The 15,038-nt window shown below is 72.5% G+C and carries 17 protein-coding genes; 7 read left to right on the top strand and 10 right to left on the bottom strand.

Translation table 11 applies throughout. From position 1 onward, the window contains the following. The first annotated feature begins 57 nt into the window (after positions 1 to 57). Positions 58 to 1,386, top strand: a complete 1,329-nt coding sequence (locus ACLJT4_RS30895; RefSeq protein ID WP_411127300.1) for a nicotinate phosphoribosyltransferase — start codon at positions 58 to 60, stop codon at positions 1,384 to 1,386. Positions 1,387 to 1,545: 159 nt separating this feature from the next. Next, entirely contained in the window at positions 1,546 to 2,142 is a 597-nt protein-coding gene (locus ACLJT4_RS30890; RefSeq protein WP_411127298.1) for an isochorismatase family protein, read from the top strand. Between the two features lie 33 nt (positions 2,143 to 2,175). On the opposite strand, the gene ACLJT4_RS30885 is transcribed toward ACLJT4_RS30890, so the two are convergent. Both ACLJT4_RS30885 and ACLJT4_RS30880 read right to left on the bottom strand, forming a co-directional pair. Beyond that, positions 2,176 to 2,544 (bottom strand): hypothetical protein, encoded by a 369-nt coding sequence (locus tag ACLJT4_RS30885; protein ID WP_275467702.1) that lies wholly within the window; start codon positions 2,542 to 2,544, stop codon positions 2,176 to 2,178. Positions 2,545 to 2,667: 123 nt separating this feature from the next. Then, positions 2,668 to 5,058, bottom strand: coding sequence for an immune inhibitor A domain-containing protein (locus ACLJT4_RS30880; protein ID WP_044375378.1), 2,391 nt, complete (start codon positions 5,056 to 5,058; stop codon positions 2,668 to 2,670). A 412-nt stretch (positions 5,059 to 5,470) separates the two neighbouring features. On the opposite strand from ACLJT4_RS30880, the gene ACLJT4_RS30875 reads away from it, so the two are divergent. After that, entirely contained in the window at positions 5,471 to 5,779 is a 309-nt protein-coding gene (locus tag ACLJT4_RS30875) for a hypothetical protein (protein ID WP_411127295.1), read from the top strand. Between the two features lie 40 nt (positions 5,780 to 5,819). On the opposite strand, the gene ACLJT4_RS30870 is transcribed toward ACLJT4_RS30875, so the two are convergent. Both ACLJT4_RS30870 and ACLJT4_RS30865 read right to left on the bottom strand, forming a co-directional pair. Continuing rightward, on the bottom strand, positions 5,820 to 6,584 hold the full coding sequence (locus ACLJT4_RS30870; RefSeq protein ID WP_411127293.1) for an RDD family protein: 765 nt from the start codon (positions 6,582 to 6,584) through the stop codon (positions 5,820 to 5,822). A 105-nt stretch (positions 6,585 to 6,689) separates the two neighbouring features. Then, complete coding sequence (locus ACLJT4_RS30865; protein WP_411127291.1) at positions 6,690 to 8,228, bottom strand: RDD family protein; 1,539 nt, start codon at positions 8,226 to 8,228, stop codon at positions 6,690 to 6,692. A 252-nt stretch (positions 8,229 to 8,480) separates the two neighbouring features. Between ACLJT4_RS30865 and ACLJT4_RS30860 the strand changes: the two genes are divergently transcribed. Beyond that, on the top strand, positions 8,481 to 8,957 hold the full coding sequence (locus tag ACLJT4_RS30860; RefSeq protein WP_411127289.1) for an SsgA family sporulation/cell division regulator: 477 nt from the start codon (positions 8,481 to 8,483) through the stop codon (positions 8,955 to 8,957). A 156-nt stretch (positions 8,958 to 9,113) separates the two neighbouring features. Here ACLJT4_RS30860 and ACLJT4_RS30855 read toward each other — a convergent pair whose 3' ends face one another. Beyond that, the gene (locus ACLJT4_RS30855; protein WP_411127287.1) at positions 9,114 to 10,607 is read right to left on the bottom strand and encodes a dihydrolipoyl dehydrogenase family protein; all 1,494 of its coding nucleotides are present in this window, start codon (positions 10,605 to 10,607) and stop codon (positions 9,114 to 9,116) included. Positions 10,608 to 10,684: 77 nt separating this feature from the next. Further along, positions 10,685 to 10,975 carry a ribosomal protein L7/L12 gene (locus tag ACLJT4_RS30850; RefSeq protein WP_411127285.1) on the bottom strand — a complete coding sequence of 97 codons (291 nt, stop codon included), beginning with the start codon at positions 10,973 to 10,975 and terminating at the stop codon, positions 10,685 to 10,687. Positions 10,976 to 11,188: 213 nt separating this feature from the next. Between ACLJT4_RS30850 and ACLJT4_RS30845 the strand changes: the two genes are divergently transcribed. Continuing rightward, positions 11,189 to 12,394 carry a helix-turn-helix domain-containing protein gene (locus ACLJT4_RS30845; RefSeq protein WP_411127283.1) on the top strand — a complete coding sequence of 402 codons (1,206 nt, stop codon included), beginning with the start codon at positions 11,189 to 11,191 and terminating at the stop codon, positions 12,392 to 12,394. A gap of 43 nt (positions 12,395 to 12,437) precedes the next feature. Here the strand turns inward: ACLJT4_RS30845 and ACLJT4_RS30840 are convergent, their stop codons facing one another. The 3 genes from ACLJT4_RS30840 to ACLJT4_RS30830 are packed head-to-tail and all read right to left on the bottom strand — an operon-like array spanning position 12,438 to position 13,735. After that, positions 12,438 to 12,650: a DUF397 domain-containing protein gene (locus tag ACLJT4_RS30840; RefSeq protein WP_411127281.1), complete on the bottom strand. Its 213-nt coding sequence runs from the start codon at positions 12,648 to 12,650 to the stop codon at positions 12,438 to 12,440. Between the two features lie 43 nt (positions 12,651 to 12,693). Continuing rightward, on the bottom strand, positions 12,694 to 12,825 hold the full coding sequence (locus ACLJT4_RS30835) for a DUF397 domain-containing protein (protein WP_411127279.1): 132 nt from the start codon (positions 12,823 to 12,825) through the stop codon (positions 12,694 to 12,696). Beyond that, positions 12,788 to 13,735: a helix-turn-helix domain-containing protein gene (locus ACLJT4_RS30830; protein WP_411127277.1), complete on the bottom strand. Its 948-nt coding sequence runs from the start codon at positions 13,733 to 13,735 to the stop codon at positions 12,788 to 12,790. Before ACLJT4_RS30830 ends, ACLJT4_RS30835 begins: the two co-directional genes overlap by 38 nt. 189 nt (positions 13,736 to 13,924) lie before the next feature. Between ACLJT4_RS30830 and ACLJT4_RS30825 the strand changes: the two genes are divergently transcribed. Together ACLJT4_RS30825 and ACLJT4_RS30820 are read left to right on the top strand one after the other, a co-directional pair. Next, complete coding sequence (locus ACLJT4_RS30825) at positions 13,925 to 14,245, top strand: hypothetical protein (protein WP_411127275.1); 321 nt, start codon at positions 13,925 to 13,927, stop codon at positions 14,243 to 14,245. Continuing rightward, complete coding sequence (locus ACLJT4_RS30820; RefSeq protein WP_411127273.1) at positions 14,242 to 14,604, top strand: hypothetical protein; 363 nt, start codon at positions 14,242 to 14,244, stop codon at positions 14,602 to 14,604. Before ACLJT4_RS30825 ends, ACLJT4_RS30820 begins: the two co-directional genes overlap by 4 nt. 239 nt (positions 14,605 to 14,843) lie before the next feature. Here ACLJT4_RS30820 and ACLJT4_RS30815 read toward each other — a convergent pair whose 3' ends face one another. Beyond that, the gene (locus tag ACLJT4_RS30815; protein ID WP_411127271.1) at positions 14,844 to 15,020 is read right to left on the bottom strand and encodes a hypothetical protein; all 177 of its coding nucleotides are present in this window, start codon (positions 15,018 to 15,020) and stop codon (positions 14,844 to 14,846) included. Between the last annotated feature and the right edge of the window lie 18 nt (positions 15,021 to 15,038).

Below are 15,038 nucleotides of genomic sequence, written 5' to 3'. Positions count from 1 at the left end.
GGGCAGCCCGGGCCCACTATCGTCAAAGTGACGAGTATTAGGGGTAGCATCTCCCCCATGAACACAGCAGACCTGGGGCTGCCGGTGGCCGTGCCGTCGACGGCACTCTTCACCGACCAGTACGAACTCACCATGCTGCAGGCCGCGTTGCGGTCCGGGACCGCGGACCGCCGGTCGGTCTTCGAGGTCTTCACCCGGCGACTCCCCGAGGGCCGCCGCTACGGCGTGGTGGCGGGCACCGGGCGGGTGTTGGACGCAGTGGAGAACTTCCGCTTCGACGACACGATCCTGGGCTTCCTGCGGGAGCGCGGCATCCTCGACGGGCCGACGCTGGACTGGCTGGCCGACTACCGCTTCCGCGGCGACATCTGGGGCTACCCGGAGGGCGAGGTCTACTTCCCCGGCTCGCCCATCATGCGCGTCGAGGGCACCTTCGCCGAGGCGGTGGTGCTGGAGACGGTGATCCTGTCGATCCTCAACCACGACTCGGCGGTGGCCGCGGCGGCGTCCCGGATGGCGGTGGCGGCCGGCGACCGGCCGCTGATGGAGATGGGCGCCCGGCGCACCCACGAGCTGTCGGCGGTGGCCGCGGCCCGCGCCGCGTACGTCGGCGGCTTCCACGTCACCTCCGACCTGGCGGCGGGCTTCCGTTACAACATCCCCACCGTCGGCACCAGCGCGCACGCCTTCACCCTGTTGCACGACAGCGAGCGGGACGCCTTCACCGCCCAGGTCGACACCCTCGGCAGCGGGACGACGCTGCTGGTGGACACCTTCGACGTCACCGAGGCGGTGCGCACCGCCGTGGCGGTCGCCGGCCCGGGCCTGGGCGCGGTGCGGATCGACTCCGGCGACCTGCTGCTGATCGCGCACCGGGTGCGTCAGCAGTTGGACGAGCTGGGCGCGACCAAGACCAAGATCGTTGTCACCAGCGACCTGGACGAGTACGCCATCGCCTCGCTCGCCGCCGCGCCGGTGGACGCGTACGGGGTCGGCACCCAGGTGGTGACCGGCAGCGGGCACCCGACCTGTTCGATGGTCTACAAGCTGGTCGCGCGGGCCGACGGCAACGAGCCGGGCACGCCGCTGCGGCCGGTGGCGAAGAAGTCGATGGGCGCCAAGTCCTCGATCGGCGGCCGCAAGTGGGCGGCGCGCCGGCTGGACGAGGACGGGGTGGCCGAGGCGGAGGTGATCGGCACCGGCCCGGTGCCGGCCGACCTGACCGACCAGCTGCTCCAGGTCCCGCTGGTCAGCGGCGGCAAGGTGGTGGCCCGGGAGCCGCTGGACGCGACCCGCAGCCGGCACATCGCGGCCCGCGCCGGGCTGCCGCTGTCGGCGACCCAGCTGTCACGCGGGGAGCCGGTGCTGCCCACGGAGTTTGTCTGATGCACGTCGGCGTCTGATGCACGGCGGGCGTCTGATGCACGGCGGGCGGCGGGGCGGGTCCGGCGCGGGCGCGCCCACCCCTCCCGCCGCGCGTCCACAGTGGCTACCCTCGGTCACACCACGCCTCGCCCCCGAAACCCCAGCCGGAAGGCACGCACCATGCACCGGGCACTGATCGTCGTCGACGTACAGAACGACTTCTGCGAGGGCGGCAGCCTCGCGGTGGCGGGCGGCGCCGACGTCGCGGCGGCCATCACCGACCTGGTGGGCGCCGCGGCCGGCAGCGGCTACCGCCACGTGGTGGCCACCCGCGACCACCACGTCGATCCCGGCGCGCACTTCTCCGACCGGCCGGACTACCGCACGTCCTGGCCCGTGCACTGCGTGGCCGGTACCGAGGGCAGCGGCTTCCACCCGAACTTCGCGCCGGCCATCGCCTCCGGCGCGGTCGACGCGGTGTTCTCCAAGGGCGCGCACGCGGCCGCGTACAGCGGCTTCGAGGGCGCGGACGAGCACGGCACGGCGCTCGCGCAGTGGCTGCGGGAGCGGGGCGTCACCGAGGTGGACGTGGTCGGGATCGCGACCGACCACTGCGTCCGCGCCACCGCCCTGGACGCCCTGGCCGAGGGGCTGCGGACCCGGGTGCTGCTGGACCTGACGGCGGGCGTCGCCCCGCAGACCACCGAGGCGGCCCTTCAGGAGCTCCGCGCGGCGGGCGCGGAGCTGACCGGCAAGCCGGTGGTGGCCGGCGGCTGACGGGCGCCTGGCGCGCCCGGACGGGCGTGCGCCTCACCCGCCGGTCGGGCTGCCCGTCGCCGCGGTCCGGGCGGCCTCCTGCCGCAGGAGGGCCCGTATCGGGTGCCAGGACTCGGTGTCGTCGTCGGGGGCCTCGCGCCAGACCAGGCCGTCGGGGTGGTGGAGCACCGCGGTGATCTCGTCGGGGGTCGGCGGCGCGGTGTTGCCGCGCAGGTAGACGGCGCGCAGGCCGAGGTTGCGCAGCCTGGTCAGGGCGCGCTGGCGGTTCACCGCGTGGACCAGGACCCGGATGCGGCAGCCGCCGCCGTACGGATCGCAGAGCGGGCCGTGGCCCGGTCTGGGCAGCGAGAGGGCGACCACCACGCTCCCGCCGGGAAGCCTGGTGAAGCCGCCTCTGGTCATCGTCATATCTCCCCCGTGAGACTCGGCGTCAACAAGGAACTGCAAGACGCATCTAAACGCCTATCGGCCGCCGCCCGCTAGGGGGCGGCGGCCGATACCGCTACGACCTGCGGTTTTTACTTTTTACTTACTGGCGGGGCCCACCGTGAGGTTCACCGTGGAGCCGTCCTTGGCCTCCTTGGTGATCGCGATCTTGGTGTTGGTGTCAGGAACGACCACGCCGCCGGTCGGGTTCGCCTTGTCGTAGTAGACGCCGTTGCGGTCGTCGAAGACCCGCACGCCGGGCTTCGAGGCGATCTTCACGGCGACGCCGTCCTTGTGCAGGGTCAGGGCGTCGGTGCGGGCACCGGTGAAGGTCGCGTCGTAGGTCTGGAAGCGGTTGCGCATCAGGGTGCCGTCGGCCCAGCGCTCGGCCCGCGGGTGCGCGTCGACCGGGAGGATCCGCCCGACGCCGGGGTGCATGCCGACGTTGTTGTCCCGCTGCGAGGTGTCCCACAGCCAGATCAGCACGCCGTTCTGGAACGGGAAGTGCTCCACCCAGCCCGGCCGGGCGGTCTTCCAACCGAAGTTGTACGGGCCGGACTTGAGGGTCTTGTCGTAGGAGACGTACTGGCGGTTCTCGGCGAGGTAGTACTGCGGGTAGTCCTTGGTGAAGGACGCGCCGATCCGCGAGAAGCCCTTGCTGGTCCAGCCGTTGTCGCCGTGCTCGGCGTCGTCGGTGAAGAGCGGGGCGCCGTCGGCGGTGAGGGTCAGGGCGTCGGCGGTGAAGCCCTTCTGCGCGACGCCGCCGTCGGTCTGGTAGCGGAAGCGCAGGTCGATCTTCTTGCCGGCGTACGCGTCCAGCGGGAAGGCCAGGTCCTGGTGGTCGGTGACGGTGCCGCTCAGCGCGGGCTTGCCGGAGGCGTCGCGCGGCAGCGCCTTGCCGTTCGCGGTGCCGTCCAGGGGCGTCCAGTTGGCGCCGCCGTCGGTGGAGACCTCGGCGTAGACGTAGTCGTAGTCCTTCTCGGTGTCCCACCAGCCCTTGAGGGTGAGCGCCGCGCGGGACTTGCCGGTGAGGTCCACGGTCCGGGTCAGGGTGTTGGACAGGTCGTCGCCCATCCCGCTCCACCACTGCGTCGCACCCTCGGCGGGCTTGACGATCTCGGTGGTGACCTTCTTCGCGGGCAGCTCGACGACGAGCGCCTGCTTGTTCTTGGTGTTGTACTCGGCGACGCCCAGGGTGTGCCGGGACGGCGTCGCGGCCTTGGCGGTGCCGTAGTTGAGCCAGCCGAGCTGGAGCTTGTCCCAGGCGCTCATGTCGCCGGGCAGGTCGCCGATGGCGTCCTTGCCGCGGCCGAGCCAGGAGCCGGCCGACATCAACGACCAGAAGTCCACCGAGGATTCGCCCTTGCCGGTGGTGTCGTACTCGTCCGGCAGGCCCAGGTCGTGGCCGTACTCGTGGGCGAAGACGCCGAGTCCGCCGTTCTCCGGCTGCATGGTGTAGTCGCCGACCCAGAAGCCGGTGTCGCCGATCTGGGTACCGCCCGCCTTGTTGTCCGCGGGGCCCGTCTTGCCCGCGTCGGTGCCGTACGCGTACCAGCGGTGCGCCCAGATGGCGTCGGTCTTCTGGACGCCACCGCCGGCCGACTCGTCCTCACCGGCGTGCACGATCTGGAAGTGGTCGAGGTAGCCGTCCGGCTCGTTGAAGTTGCCGTTGTGGTTGTAGTCGTTGCGGTCCCACTGGTCGTACTGGGCGAGGTCGGCCTTGATCTGGGCGTCGGTGCGGCCCTGGGCCTTCTGGTCGGTGACCCACTGGTTGACCGCGTCGCGGATCAGGTCCCAGGCGCTGGGGCAGTTGGTGGAGCCGCAGTAGTTGGAGCCGTAGCGGGCCTCGTTCCACGGGACGCGGACCCAGTCGGAGACCTGGCCGTTCACCGAGTAGCGGCCGGAGGACTGCCGCTCGTAGTACTTGGCCAGCGACTCCTTCTTCTTGTCGTGCGAGAAGTACAGGTCCTGGTAGTGCTGCCGGTTGAAGTCGGCCTGCCAGGCGGTGCTGTTGTCCTTCTTGCGGTCCGGCTTGGCGATCGTGTTGTGCGCCGGGCCGGGGGTGCCGCCGTACTTCTTGACCGGGGGCAGCGGACCGTCGCCGTCCGGGTCGTACATCGTGGTGTCGTCGACCTTGTCCCCGAAGTCCACCAGGATGGTGAAGATCTTGTCGGTCTTCTCCCGGGCCAGTTCGACGTACTTGCCCTTGCCGAGCTTGACGACCTTGGAGCCGTTGCGCTCGGTCGCCTTGGCGTCGCCGGATATGACCTGCTGGAGCGCCTCGGTGCGCTGCGCCTTCTGCCGCTCGCTGAACGGGCCCTTGAGGTCGTGGGCGTCGGCGCGTTCGGGTGCCGGGTCCGTGCGGACGGTGGGCGCGGCGGCCGGCGTGGCGTCGGCCGCGGCCACCCCGGTCGACAGAACGGCCGCCCCGGTCGCGGCGAGCGCGGTGGCCAGGGCGGCCGTCCCGAACAGTCTTCGGTGCTTTCTCACTTGGTCAAGTCCTCCCCATCAACTGCCCAATACTGGAGGGCATTCGACCGGATCTGGGGAAGAAAAGACAGATCTTGACGTGTACGCGGACACCGAAGTACGTTATCCGGCTTGCGTTGCACAGCTATCGGACAGCGGACGCACAGATTCCGAATCGCCCGGCCCGCGGCCGGAACACCGCGGGGGGATATGCCCGACGGGCATGCGCCCCCGCCGCCAACAGGCCGGACGGCGCACGCGGCGCCTTGTCGCACGGATCCGCGACCGCACCGTGCGCCCCCGTGCTCCACGCCGGTGGGTTAGGTCACGCTTACCTGGCGTTCCGCTCGGGCACAAGGGACCGTAGGCTCGTTCGGTGGCGCGTCGCCGGACGCCCGACACCCCCGCCGACCCTCCGAGGACGGATCCCGCCATGCCTCGTCCGACCGCCACCCAGCTCGTCTACGGCTCGGCCACCGTCTTCCTCTCCACCCTCGCGATGCTGCTGCTCTCCCAGACGCAGACCGGGATCGGGGTCGCGGTCATCGCCCTGGCCGGCCTCGGGTTGGGGTTGTTGGTGGCGATGACGGTGCCGATGCCGGGGCTGTCGCGAGTGGCGCGCCGGGCCGGCGGGAGCGCCTCGGCCCCCGACGGGCCCGCCCCGCTGCGGGCCGTGCCCGCCCCGGCCGAGCGCCTGCCGCGGCAGCGGGACGGCGCCCGGGTCGGCGAGCGGACCCGCTGACGCCCGTCCCCGCGCCGCGAGTTGACGCCCCGTCACACATTCAGTCGGTGGCGACCACCACGGTCCTGGCCGCCTTGTCGTGCAGGCACTGTTGGTACGGCTTGTCCCAGGTGCACCACAACACGTTGACCAGCCAGAAGATGAAGCCGCAGCACGGGACGATCTCCGGCAGGGTGTAGACCGCGGCCCGGGTCCAACCGGCCTGCGCGGTCGGGATGGCGCCGTCCGAGAGCATCGCCACCCGGATCCGCATCGCCATCTTGCCGAGCGTCTGGCCGCGGCTGGTCAGCATCAGCCCCTCGTAGATCAGGTACGCCAGCATCGTCACGCCGGACACCGTCGCCTGCTTGCTGGTCTCCACGCTGCTGGTGCTGAAGTAGTCCACCCAGCCGACGATCGCGTTCATGATCAGGGTGACCGGGACGCCGATGATGAGCGCGTCGATGATCCGGGCGACCAGTCGCTTGCCGCGGTTGGCCAGCGGCGGCATCCCGGCCAGGGGGTCGGCACCGTACTCCCCCGCGCCCCCGTAGGGACCGCCCGCCGGGGGCCCGCCGTACGGGCCACCACCGTAGGGCGGCGGCTGGCCGGCACCGGGCGGCGGCGGGGGCGGCGGACCACCGGGAGGCGGCGGGGCTCCACCAGGGGGGCCGCCGCCCTCGCCCGGGCCGGCGCCGTGCGGGGAGCCGTTGCGCGGTGCGCCGTCGTGCGGGGCGCCGCCCACCGGGGGCCCCGGCGGCTGCTTCAGGAACGGGTCGTGCTCCGGCGGTTCACCGGGGCCGGGCCGGGGCTCGTCGGTACTCATGGCCCGAGTCGAACCCTTGCGGGCCGGCGCCGCATCCGCCGGGGTCCGATCGGCGTACCCGGGCCGTCAGGGCGGGTGACGGCCCGGGCAACGACCGGGTGACGGTCAGTCGGACGCCGCGTCGGAGGCGACGAAGGTGCGGGCCAGCTTGTCGTGCCAGCACTGCCGCCACGGCTGGTCGAACACGCACCACAGGGCGTTGACCACGCCGACCACCGCGACGCCGAGCACGCCGTAGACCAGCCAGCGCTTGATGGCCTGGGCCAGCTGCGGGGTGTCGTGGCTCTCGATGTCCAGCACCCGCACGCCGCAGAGCTTCTTGCCCAGCGTGCGGCCCCACTTGAGGGTCGGCAGCACCTCGTAGAGGCCGCCGCCGATCAGGACGACGGCGAGGATCGTGAGGTAGACGGGGGCGGTGGTGCCGTCGACGAGGTACACCGTCACCTGACGGCCGGACTGCTTGGCCGCCTCGACCTTGGCGTCGAGATGGTCGGTGACCGTGGACCACATGGGCAGCGCCACCGCGAGGGTGACCAGGGCCAGCACCAGGGTGTCGATCAGTCGGGCCGCGAGCCGGCGGCCGAGCGGCGCCGGGTGGCCCTGCGCGGCCTGCGCGGCGGCGAAGAAGACGTCGGCGGTCGGCGGCTTCCAGGGGATGACGCCGTCGTCGCCGGCGGCACCGCCCTGCGGCGGCAGGCCGGGCGTGGAGGTCGGGGCCGTCGGGGCGACCGGCGGCTGCGGTGCGGCCGGCGGCTGGGCCTGGCGGGCCGCCTGCTGGGCCGGGGGCTGCTGGGCGGGCGCCCCGGTGGCGGGCAGGGACTGCGGCGTGCCACCGGCCGGGCCGGCCTTGGGCCGGTCGCCCGCCGGGAGGCGGAAGGCCATCGTCTCGTTCTTGACGGCGGGGCGGTCGTCCGCGGCCGGGTCCGGCCGGACGGCGCGGAAGGCGGTGGTGCCCCGGTCCGCGGCGGGCGGGGTGGGGGCCGGGGTGCCGGGCGGGTTCCCGGGCCGCACCGCGCGGATCGCGGTGGTCCCCTGATCGCCGGACCCGCGGCGGGCCGCCGGGTTGACGGCGCGGATCGTCACCGTCCCGTCGGACGGGGCGTCCGGCGCGGGCGGGCCCGCGGTGCCGGCCGTGTCCGCGGCGGCCCCGTCGGTCTCCGCGGCGCGCTGCGGCGGCAGCCCGCCCCAGGCCGCGCCGCCGGCCGGGGTGCCCGCGGGGGCCTGGCCGGGCGCGCCCCAGGAGATCCGGCCGTCCTCGCCGAAGCCGGCCTGCCGGGAGGCGTCGGCCTGCCAGGAGGGCGCGGCCTCCGGGCTGGTGCCGTGCAGCCGCGCCGGATCGTCCCAACTCGCGCCGGGCACCTCCATCTCGCCGCGGGGACGGACGGTCGGCAAGCCGGAACCGGCCGGGTCGGCTCCGTCCAGGAAGACCGGGCCGGTCTCCTCGACGGCGGCCGGCGCGGGGGTCGCCGGGGCCACGCCGGGCGGCGGCGCGGGCATCGGCTCGCCCTCGGCGGGGGCCGGCCGGCTGGTGCCCGGCGCCCATGCGGCACCGTTCCAGTACCGGATGTAGCCGGGGATGGACGGGTCCGGGTAGAAGCCTGGCGTGGGGCTACCGCCGGCGGATCCTGAGGTAGGGGCGCTCATGTCCGAAGTCCCGTATCTGTTCTCGGCCTGGTGGGTGTCGGGGTGCAGTCTGCCGCAACGCGGCGTCCACATCTATCAGACCCCGGGTCGTAACCGTGTTCCTCCCCTGCCCCGGCAGCCGTCGGCAACTCCCGGAGAACTCCCGGAAAAAAGTTGCCCGAAGTCGTGTAAGAGTCCGGCCGTCGCCCGCTCTCTCCTGGTGCGGGCCCGCACTCGGGTCCCGCGCGAGAAGTCGGAGAGAGGCGGAAACCCATGCACACCGTGGTGGAACGAGAGCTGGAACTGGGTCTGGTGCTGTCGCCGGAGCGAACCATTCCGGTACCGGCCCGGTTGACCTACCGGACCGACGACCCCTATGCCGTGCACGTCACCTTCCACGTCGGATCGGACTCCCCCGTCCACTGGACGTTCGCCAGGGAACTGCTCGTCGAGGGCGTCTTCCGGCCGTCCGGCGAGGGCGACGTGCGGGTCTGGCCGACGAAGTTGGACGGCCGCAGCCTGGTCTGCATGGCGCTGGACTCCCCGGACGGGGAAGCCCTGTTGGAGGCGTCGGCCGCCGTCGTCTCCGCCTGGTTGGAGCGCACCCTGCGGATCGTGCCGCCCGGCTCCGAGAGCGTGCACCTGGGCATCGACAAAGGGCTGAGCGCCCTGCTCGCACTGGCCTCCCGGGACGACGCCGGGCCGAACGGGCCCTGGCCGACGGAGGAGTCCCCCGAACCCGGCGCGTGAGCGGTGGCGTCGTCCCACCGCCCCACGACCGCCGGCCCGCCGACTGCTGGCCCGCCGACCGCCAGCCCGTCGACCGCCCTTGTGGAAGGCGTCCACCGCGGCGCGGGCCCGGGGCCGGGTCCGCGCCGGCACACCCGGCCGCGGACCGGCCCCCGTTCAGTCGCCGCGGTACGTCTCCAGCAGTCGGAGCCAGATCTCGCTGATCGTCGGGTAGGACGGGACCGCGTGCCAGAGGCGTTCGATCGGGACCTCCCCGGCGACCGCGACGGTGGCCGAGTGCAGCAGTTCCCCGACGCCCGGCCCGACGAAGGTGGCGCCCAACAGCACCTCGCGGTCCAGGTCCACGATCATCCGGGCCCGCCCGCGGTAGCCGTCGGCGTACAGGGACGCGCCGGCCACCGCGCCCAGGTCGTAGTCGACGACGCGGATCCGGTGCCCGGCGCGTTCCGCCTCGGCGGCGCTCAGGCCCACGGCCGCGGCCTCGGGGTCGCTGAAGACCACCTGCGGGACGGCGTGCCGGTCCGCGGTGGCGACGTGCGCGCCCCAACGGTCGGTCTCCAGCAGCGGGACCCCGCGGGCCCGGGCGGCGATCACGGCACCGGCGACCCTCGCCTGGTACTTGCCCTGGTGGGTGAGGAGGGCGCGGTGGTTGACGTCGCCGACGCCGTACAGCCAGCCGCCGGTCACCCCGTTGACCCGCAGGGTGTCGTCCACGTCCAGCCACGCGCCGGGCGCCAGCCCGACGGTCTCCATGCCCAGGTCCTCGGTGCGCGGCGCCCGCCCCGTCGCGATCAGCAGTTCGTCCGCGATGATCTCGTCACCGGTGTCGAGCAGCACCGTCACCGGCCCACCCGGCGCCTCCCGGCGCACCTCGCGCACCTCCACGCCGGTCCGCAGGAACACGCCCGCCTCGGCCAGCGACTCGGCCACCAGGTGGCCGGCGAACGGCTCCATCCGGGGCAGCAGCCCGTCACCGCGCACCAGCAGCGTCACCGAGGCGCCCAGCGCCCGCCAGGCGGTCGCCATCTCGACGCCGACCACCCCGCCGCCGACGATCACCAGCCGGCCCGGCACCGTCTTGGCGCTGGTGGCGTCCCGACTGGTCCACGGCTTGGCGTCGGCGAGCCCCGGCACGTCCGGCAACACCGGGCGACTGCCCGTGCACACCGCGACCGCGTGCCGGGCCACCAGCGTCCGCCCGCCCTCGACGACCACCCGCCGCGGCCCGGCCAGCCGCGCCCGGCCGCGCACGAGGTCCAATCCGACCGAGTCCAGCCAGCGGACCTGCCCGTCGTCCTTCCAGTAGGAGACGGTCGCGTCCCGGTGGGCGAGGACCGCCGGCGCGTCCAGGGGCCCGGCGACCGCGTCGCTCAGCCCCGGCACCCGGCGCGCCTCGGAGCGCGCCGTCACCGGCCGCAGCAGCGCCTTGCTGGGCATGCACGCCCAGTACGAGCACTCGCCGCCCACGAGTTCGTGCTCCACCACCACCGCGCTCAGTCCGGCGGCGTGCACCCGGTCGGCGACGTTCTCGCCGACCGGCCCGCCGCCCAGCACGATGACGTCGTACGTGTCGGGGGCGGCCCCGTCACCGCCGGACGCTGCCCTCGCGCCGCTCTCTCCGGTCGCTTCGGTCGGTCGGTTCGCTGCCATCGGCGGTCGCTCCCTGCTGCGCATGGGGTGGGCCGGGGTCACACGCCCCTAACGGCCATCCTCTTCCCGCCTCGGGCTCACCGCATCCGGCGCTCGACCGCCTCCTTCGCCTCCACGAGCCCCGCACCGGTCACCTCGCGGTAGACCTTGATCGCCGCGACCGTCTTCTTCTCCGCCAGCAGAGCGTCGATCTCCGCCATCCGCGGGTCCTCCGGCTCCTCCACCCCGAGGTGCGCCATCAACAGGTCCACCTTCTGCTCCAGCCGCGCCATGCGCCGCTCCAACGGCTTGGTACGACGGTCGAGCGAGGAGGCGAGCACGGCGACGGCCAGCACCAAAATGGCCAGGGCAGTGAAGGTTGTGTCCATGACGCGAGCGTAGATCGTTTAGCCGGGACGGGCGTCGGCGAGCGCGTGCGGGGGTGCAGGGGGCGGGCGGCGGGGAACGGGGCGAGCAAGGTCGGTTTCACCGCGCGACGGGCGGTGCGGCCCACGCCCCCTCGGGGAGCAGCGCTCACCCCGAATGCGCCAACGCCCGCCAGCGGTACGGTTCCTGAAGCCCGATCCGGAACGGAGCCCGGCATGCCACGCTCTGATGACGACCACATCGGCGCCAGAATCGCGGACTACCGCAAGCTGCGTCAGCTGACGCAGATCGGCCTCGCCCAGCGCGCCTACCTCTCCCGCAGCACCATCGCCAAGATCGAAGCGGGGCTCACCCCCGCAACACCCGGCGTGGTGGCCGCCATCGCCCGGGTCCTCGAAGTCGACCCGGCGATGCTGAACGGACAGCCCTACCTCTCCGAGATGCGCCAGGACCGCCTGGACCGGATGATCGCCCCGCTGTCCGACGCCCTCGACCAGTACGACCTCGGCCCCGATCCGGACATCACCCCACGCCCCGTCAACGTCGTGGCGGCCGAGGTGGACGCACTGTGCGCGGGGACGTGCGCCACGGAATACAAGAACGTCGGATCCCGACTGCCGGGCCTGTTGAGCGAGTTGACGACCGCCTTCAGCGCACTTCCGTCCGGGAGCGAACGCCAGCAGGTGGCAGCTTCGCTGGGCTGGTCCTACTGGGTCGCCTACGAGTTCGCGTACCGCCTGGGCTATCAGCAGCTCGCCTCGATCGCCCTGGAACGCATGGGCTGGATGGCGGAGCAGGCCCAGGACCCCCTGTTGCTGGCGTTCCGGCTCAACAAGCGCAGCAGCACCCTGTTGCGCCGGGGCAACAACCAGATGGCCCTGAAGGTCCTCGAACGCGGCCACCGGCTCGTCGAACAGCACGACGACGCGGATTCGGTCCCCGCCCTCGCCGTGGCCGGGAGCCTGCACCTGGCCGGCGCCATCGCCGCGGCGCAGGCCCGGGACGAGAGCCTCGTCGAGGGCCACATGGAGCTGGCGCGGCAGACCGCGCGGAAGATCAGTGGGGACGTCCCCCACGTCTACTGGACGTCGTTCGGCACGACGAACGTCGCCCACTTCAACGTGGCGACAGCGGTGGAGCTGGGAAAGCTCGGCGAGGCGATGAAGGCGGCCCGGAACCTCCACTTCCCGACCGAGCACCCCCGGATGCGGGTGGGCCGCTACTACATCGAAATGGCCCGCGCCTACGCCCAGATGGGCAAGCCCGAAGCGGCCGAACGATCCCTGCACCGCGCACGCGAGGTGGCGCCCCAGCAGGCGCGGTACCACCCACTCGTACGCGAGACGATCGCCGTACTGGTGCGACGGCAACGCCGGGCGCCTACGGGACTGGCATCGCTGGCCGCGTGGGTCGGCATGTAGCGCACGGCGAGGAACGCGCGATCGCGCCTCCGGGCCGTCTCCCTCAGAAAGGGAATCCTCCGCTCTTGACGGCGGCAACGAAGGACGACCAACCGTGTGCCGGAACCACCAACACAGGCCCCAGCGAATCCTTCGAATCACGAACGGGGACGACGCCGGGGCAACCGGGGGCCACCTCGATGCAGTTGCCGCCGTCGCGGTCACTGTGGCTGCTCTTGATCCACGTCGCGCAGTTGAACTCGTGGGAATTCGTCACGCGGGTGTCCTTCCCTCTGGAACGGAACAGCCGTGTACCGACCTCAGGCGGTCAACTCCCCGTCCTTTACGGCAGCAACGAAGGACGACCAGCCATCGGCCGGAACCACCAACACGGGGCCGCGCGGGTCCTTCGAGTCACGAACGGGGACGACGCCGGGGAAACCGGGGGCCACCTCGATGCAATTGCCGCCGTTGTCGTCGCTGTAGCTGCTCTTGGTCCAGGTCGCCGCGCTGAGTTCGTACCTGTCCATGATGCCCGTACCCTTCCATCACGTCGCTGATCAGAGCGGCGGATTCGCGGGCTGACGGAGCGTCCGCCCTGAGCACATCATAGGTCTGGGCATGGCGGGCGTAGACAGCCGGATCATCGTTGAAATGGCCACGGTCGAGGGACTCCGAGTAGACCCACCGGTGCCCGTCGGGCAGCTCGATCAACGACATGGAACCCCTGGGCCTTACGAACCCGGTGATTCCCGCCGGGGCCACCTGGATCCGGATGTTGGGGCGCCGTCCGACGCCTAGTAGATGGGCGCACTGGTCACGCATGATCTCCGAACTCCCCACGCCGTTGCGCAAGCAGCTCTCGTCCAGGACGGCGACATACATCGGACCAGCATCCGCAAGGAACCGCTGCTGTCGGCTCAGTCGGGCGCGGACACGCTCAGCGACCTCGTCCGCACTCGCAGGCCGGCGACTAAACAGCGCGTGCGCGTATTCCGGCGTCTGTAACAAACCCGGGATAACCCGCTCTTGATACTCGCGCAAGGCAACCGCCACCGCGTCCATCTCCGCCCGGCGCTTGAACCAGTCAGGGTGTGCGACCTCCGGATACCAGTCGATGCGGCCCCACAGCTTCTTCAACACCCCACCGGTGCCCAGCAGTTCGTCGCACTTCTCGGCCGAGGTCTCGTGCGGGACCCGCGTTCCCCGCTCGACTCGCGCCACCTGCGACCGGTCGCACGGGATCTTCCTCGCCAGTTCCTCCTGGGTGAGTCCGGCCGCTTCGCGGAAGTGCCTCAGGACTTCCCCGAAGACGGCGGCGTTCGTGGCGGCCGTTCCCCCCGTGGCGTTGCGTCGGCTCACGCCTTCCCCTTTGTGACAGTCGATGAGTGGCACGCGTCCGGCATTGCATCCCGCCGCTCCGCAGAGCAACGCTGTACCTACCCAACGTAATGGGCCCGGGGCGGCACGACCCGCCAATCGCACAAGACCCCCGCGACCGTGCGACCGGTCCGGGGGCGTGGCCACCAACTTCGAGGAGTTGACGACGTGATGCACCGTACCGTGAGGCTGTTCCTGCCGCTGCTGCGGCTGTTACTTCCGGCCGCCGGACGACACCGGACGCCCAGTACCCCACTCACCACCTCGCGCCGCGCGGAGCCGCAGTCGGCGATCACGCCGCGCCGGTCGCCCGCCCGGCCGCCCGTCCTCCTCCGCGGCGAGGACGTCCCGCTCGTGCGGCCGTACGTCCTCACCGAGGCGGAGCGCCGGGAGCAGCGGCTACGACGGGGACGGCGGCGGGCCCTGTGGCTCGCGGTGCACGGCGTCGACGTCGGGCCGCGCCGCATCCACGGGGTGGAGGTCGCCGCATGAGGGACCACGCCGACCGCGCGCCACGGCTGTTGCCCTGGACGACCCTGGAGGGGAACCCGTGCTTCCTGCTCCCCAGCGACGGCACCGGGTACGTCTCCCGGCTCGCCGACCGCTGGGAGGACGAACAACTCGGCTCCGCCGCCGTCCTCATCGAGGACGCGGAACGGATCCTCGCCGCACGGTCCTGGACGCCCGGTGAACTCCACCTCCTCACCGTCGAGTTGAAGAACTCCCTGGTGACCACCCACCGGGTCGCGGAAAGCCGTGGCGCCCGGTTGCCAGTGCCCGCCTACGAGCCGGACGACGAGGCGGACGACGATCCCGAGGACGTGCCCCACAGCGGGCGGCATCGACCCTAGACCGGGTCGCGGGCCCGCCCCGGGCGTGGCGTCCCCCGACGGGAAGCAGCGCGACGACGGCAGCCGTGCCGTTCGTCCCGCCCCGTCCGCCCCCGTACGCGGGGTGCCGCCCATCGGCGGTGAGGGACGCCACCGCGCTGGCGCGCCGGGCTGCGACGCACTCCGGTGGGGCAGTTCGGCGCGCCGCCCCGGCCCCGGCAGCGGACAGGTGCACTGCCTGCCGGGCTCCGGGCTCCGACCTACGACCGCGCCACCGTGCCCCGCCTGCGCAGGCCCCAGAGTCCGCCGGCCGCGGCCAGGCAGAGCAGGCCGGAGCCGACGCTCATCAGCGCCTGGAACGAGCCGTCCCAGAGGGCGTAGGAGAGGAGGTTGAAGAGGAGGGCGGCCAGGAGCAGCAGCCAGAGGAGGGCCTTCACCGTGGGGTTTCCTTCGGG

This window comes from Streptomyces sp. x-19 (assembly GCF_046549115.1).
In the GTDB taxonomy this organism is placed as follows: Bacteria; Actinomycetota; Actinomycetes; order Streptomycetales; family Streptomycetaceae; genus Streptomyces; species Streptomyces albulus_C.
This window is presented reverse-complemented; position numbering and strand designations above follow the sequence as displayed.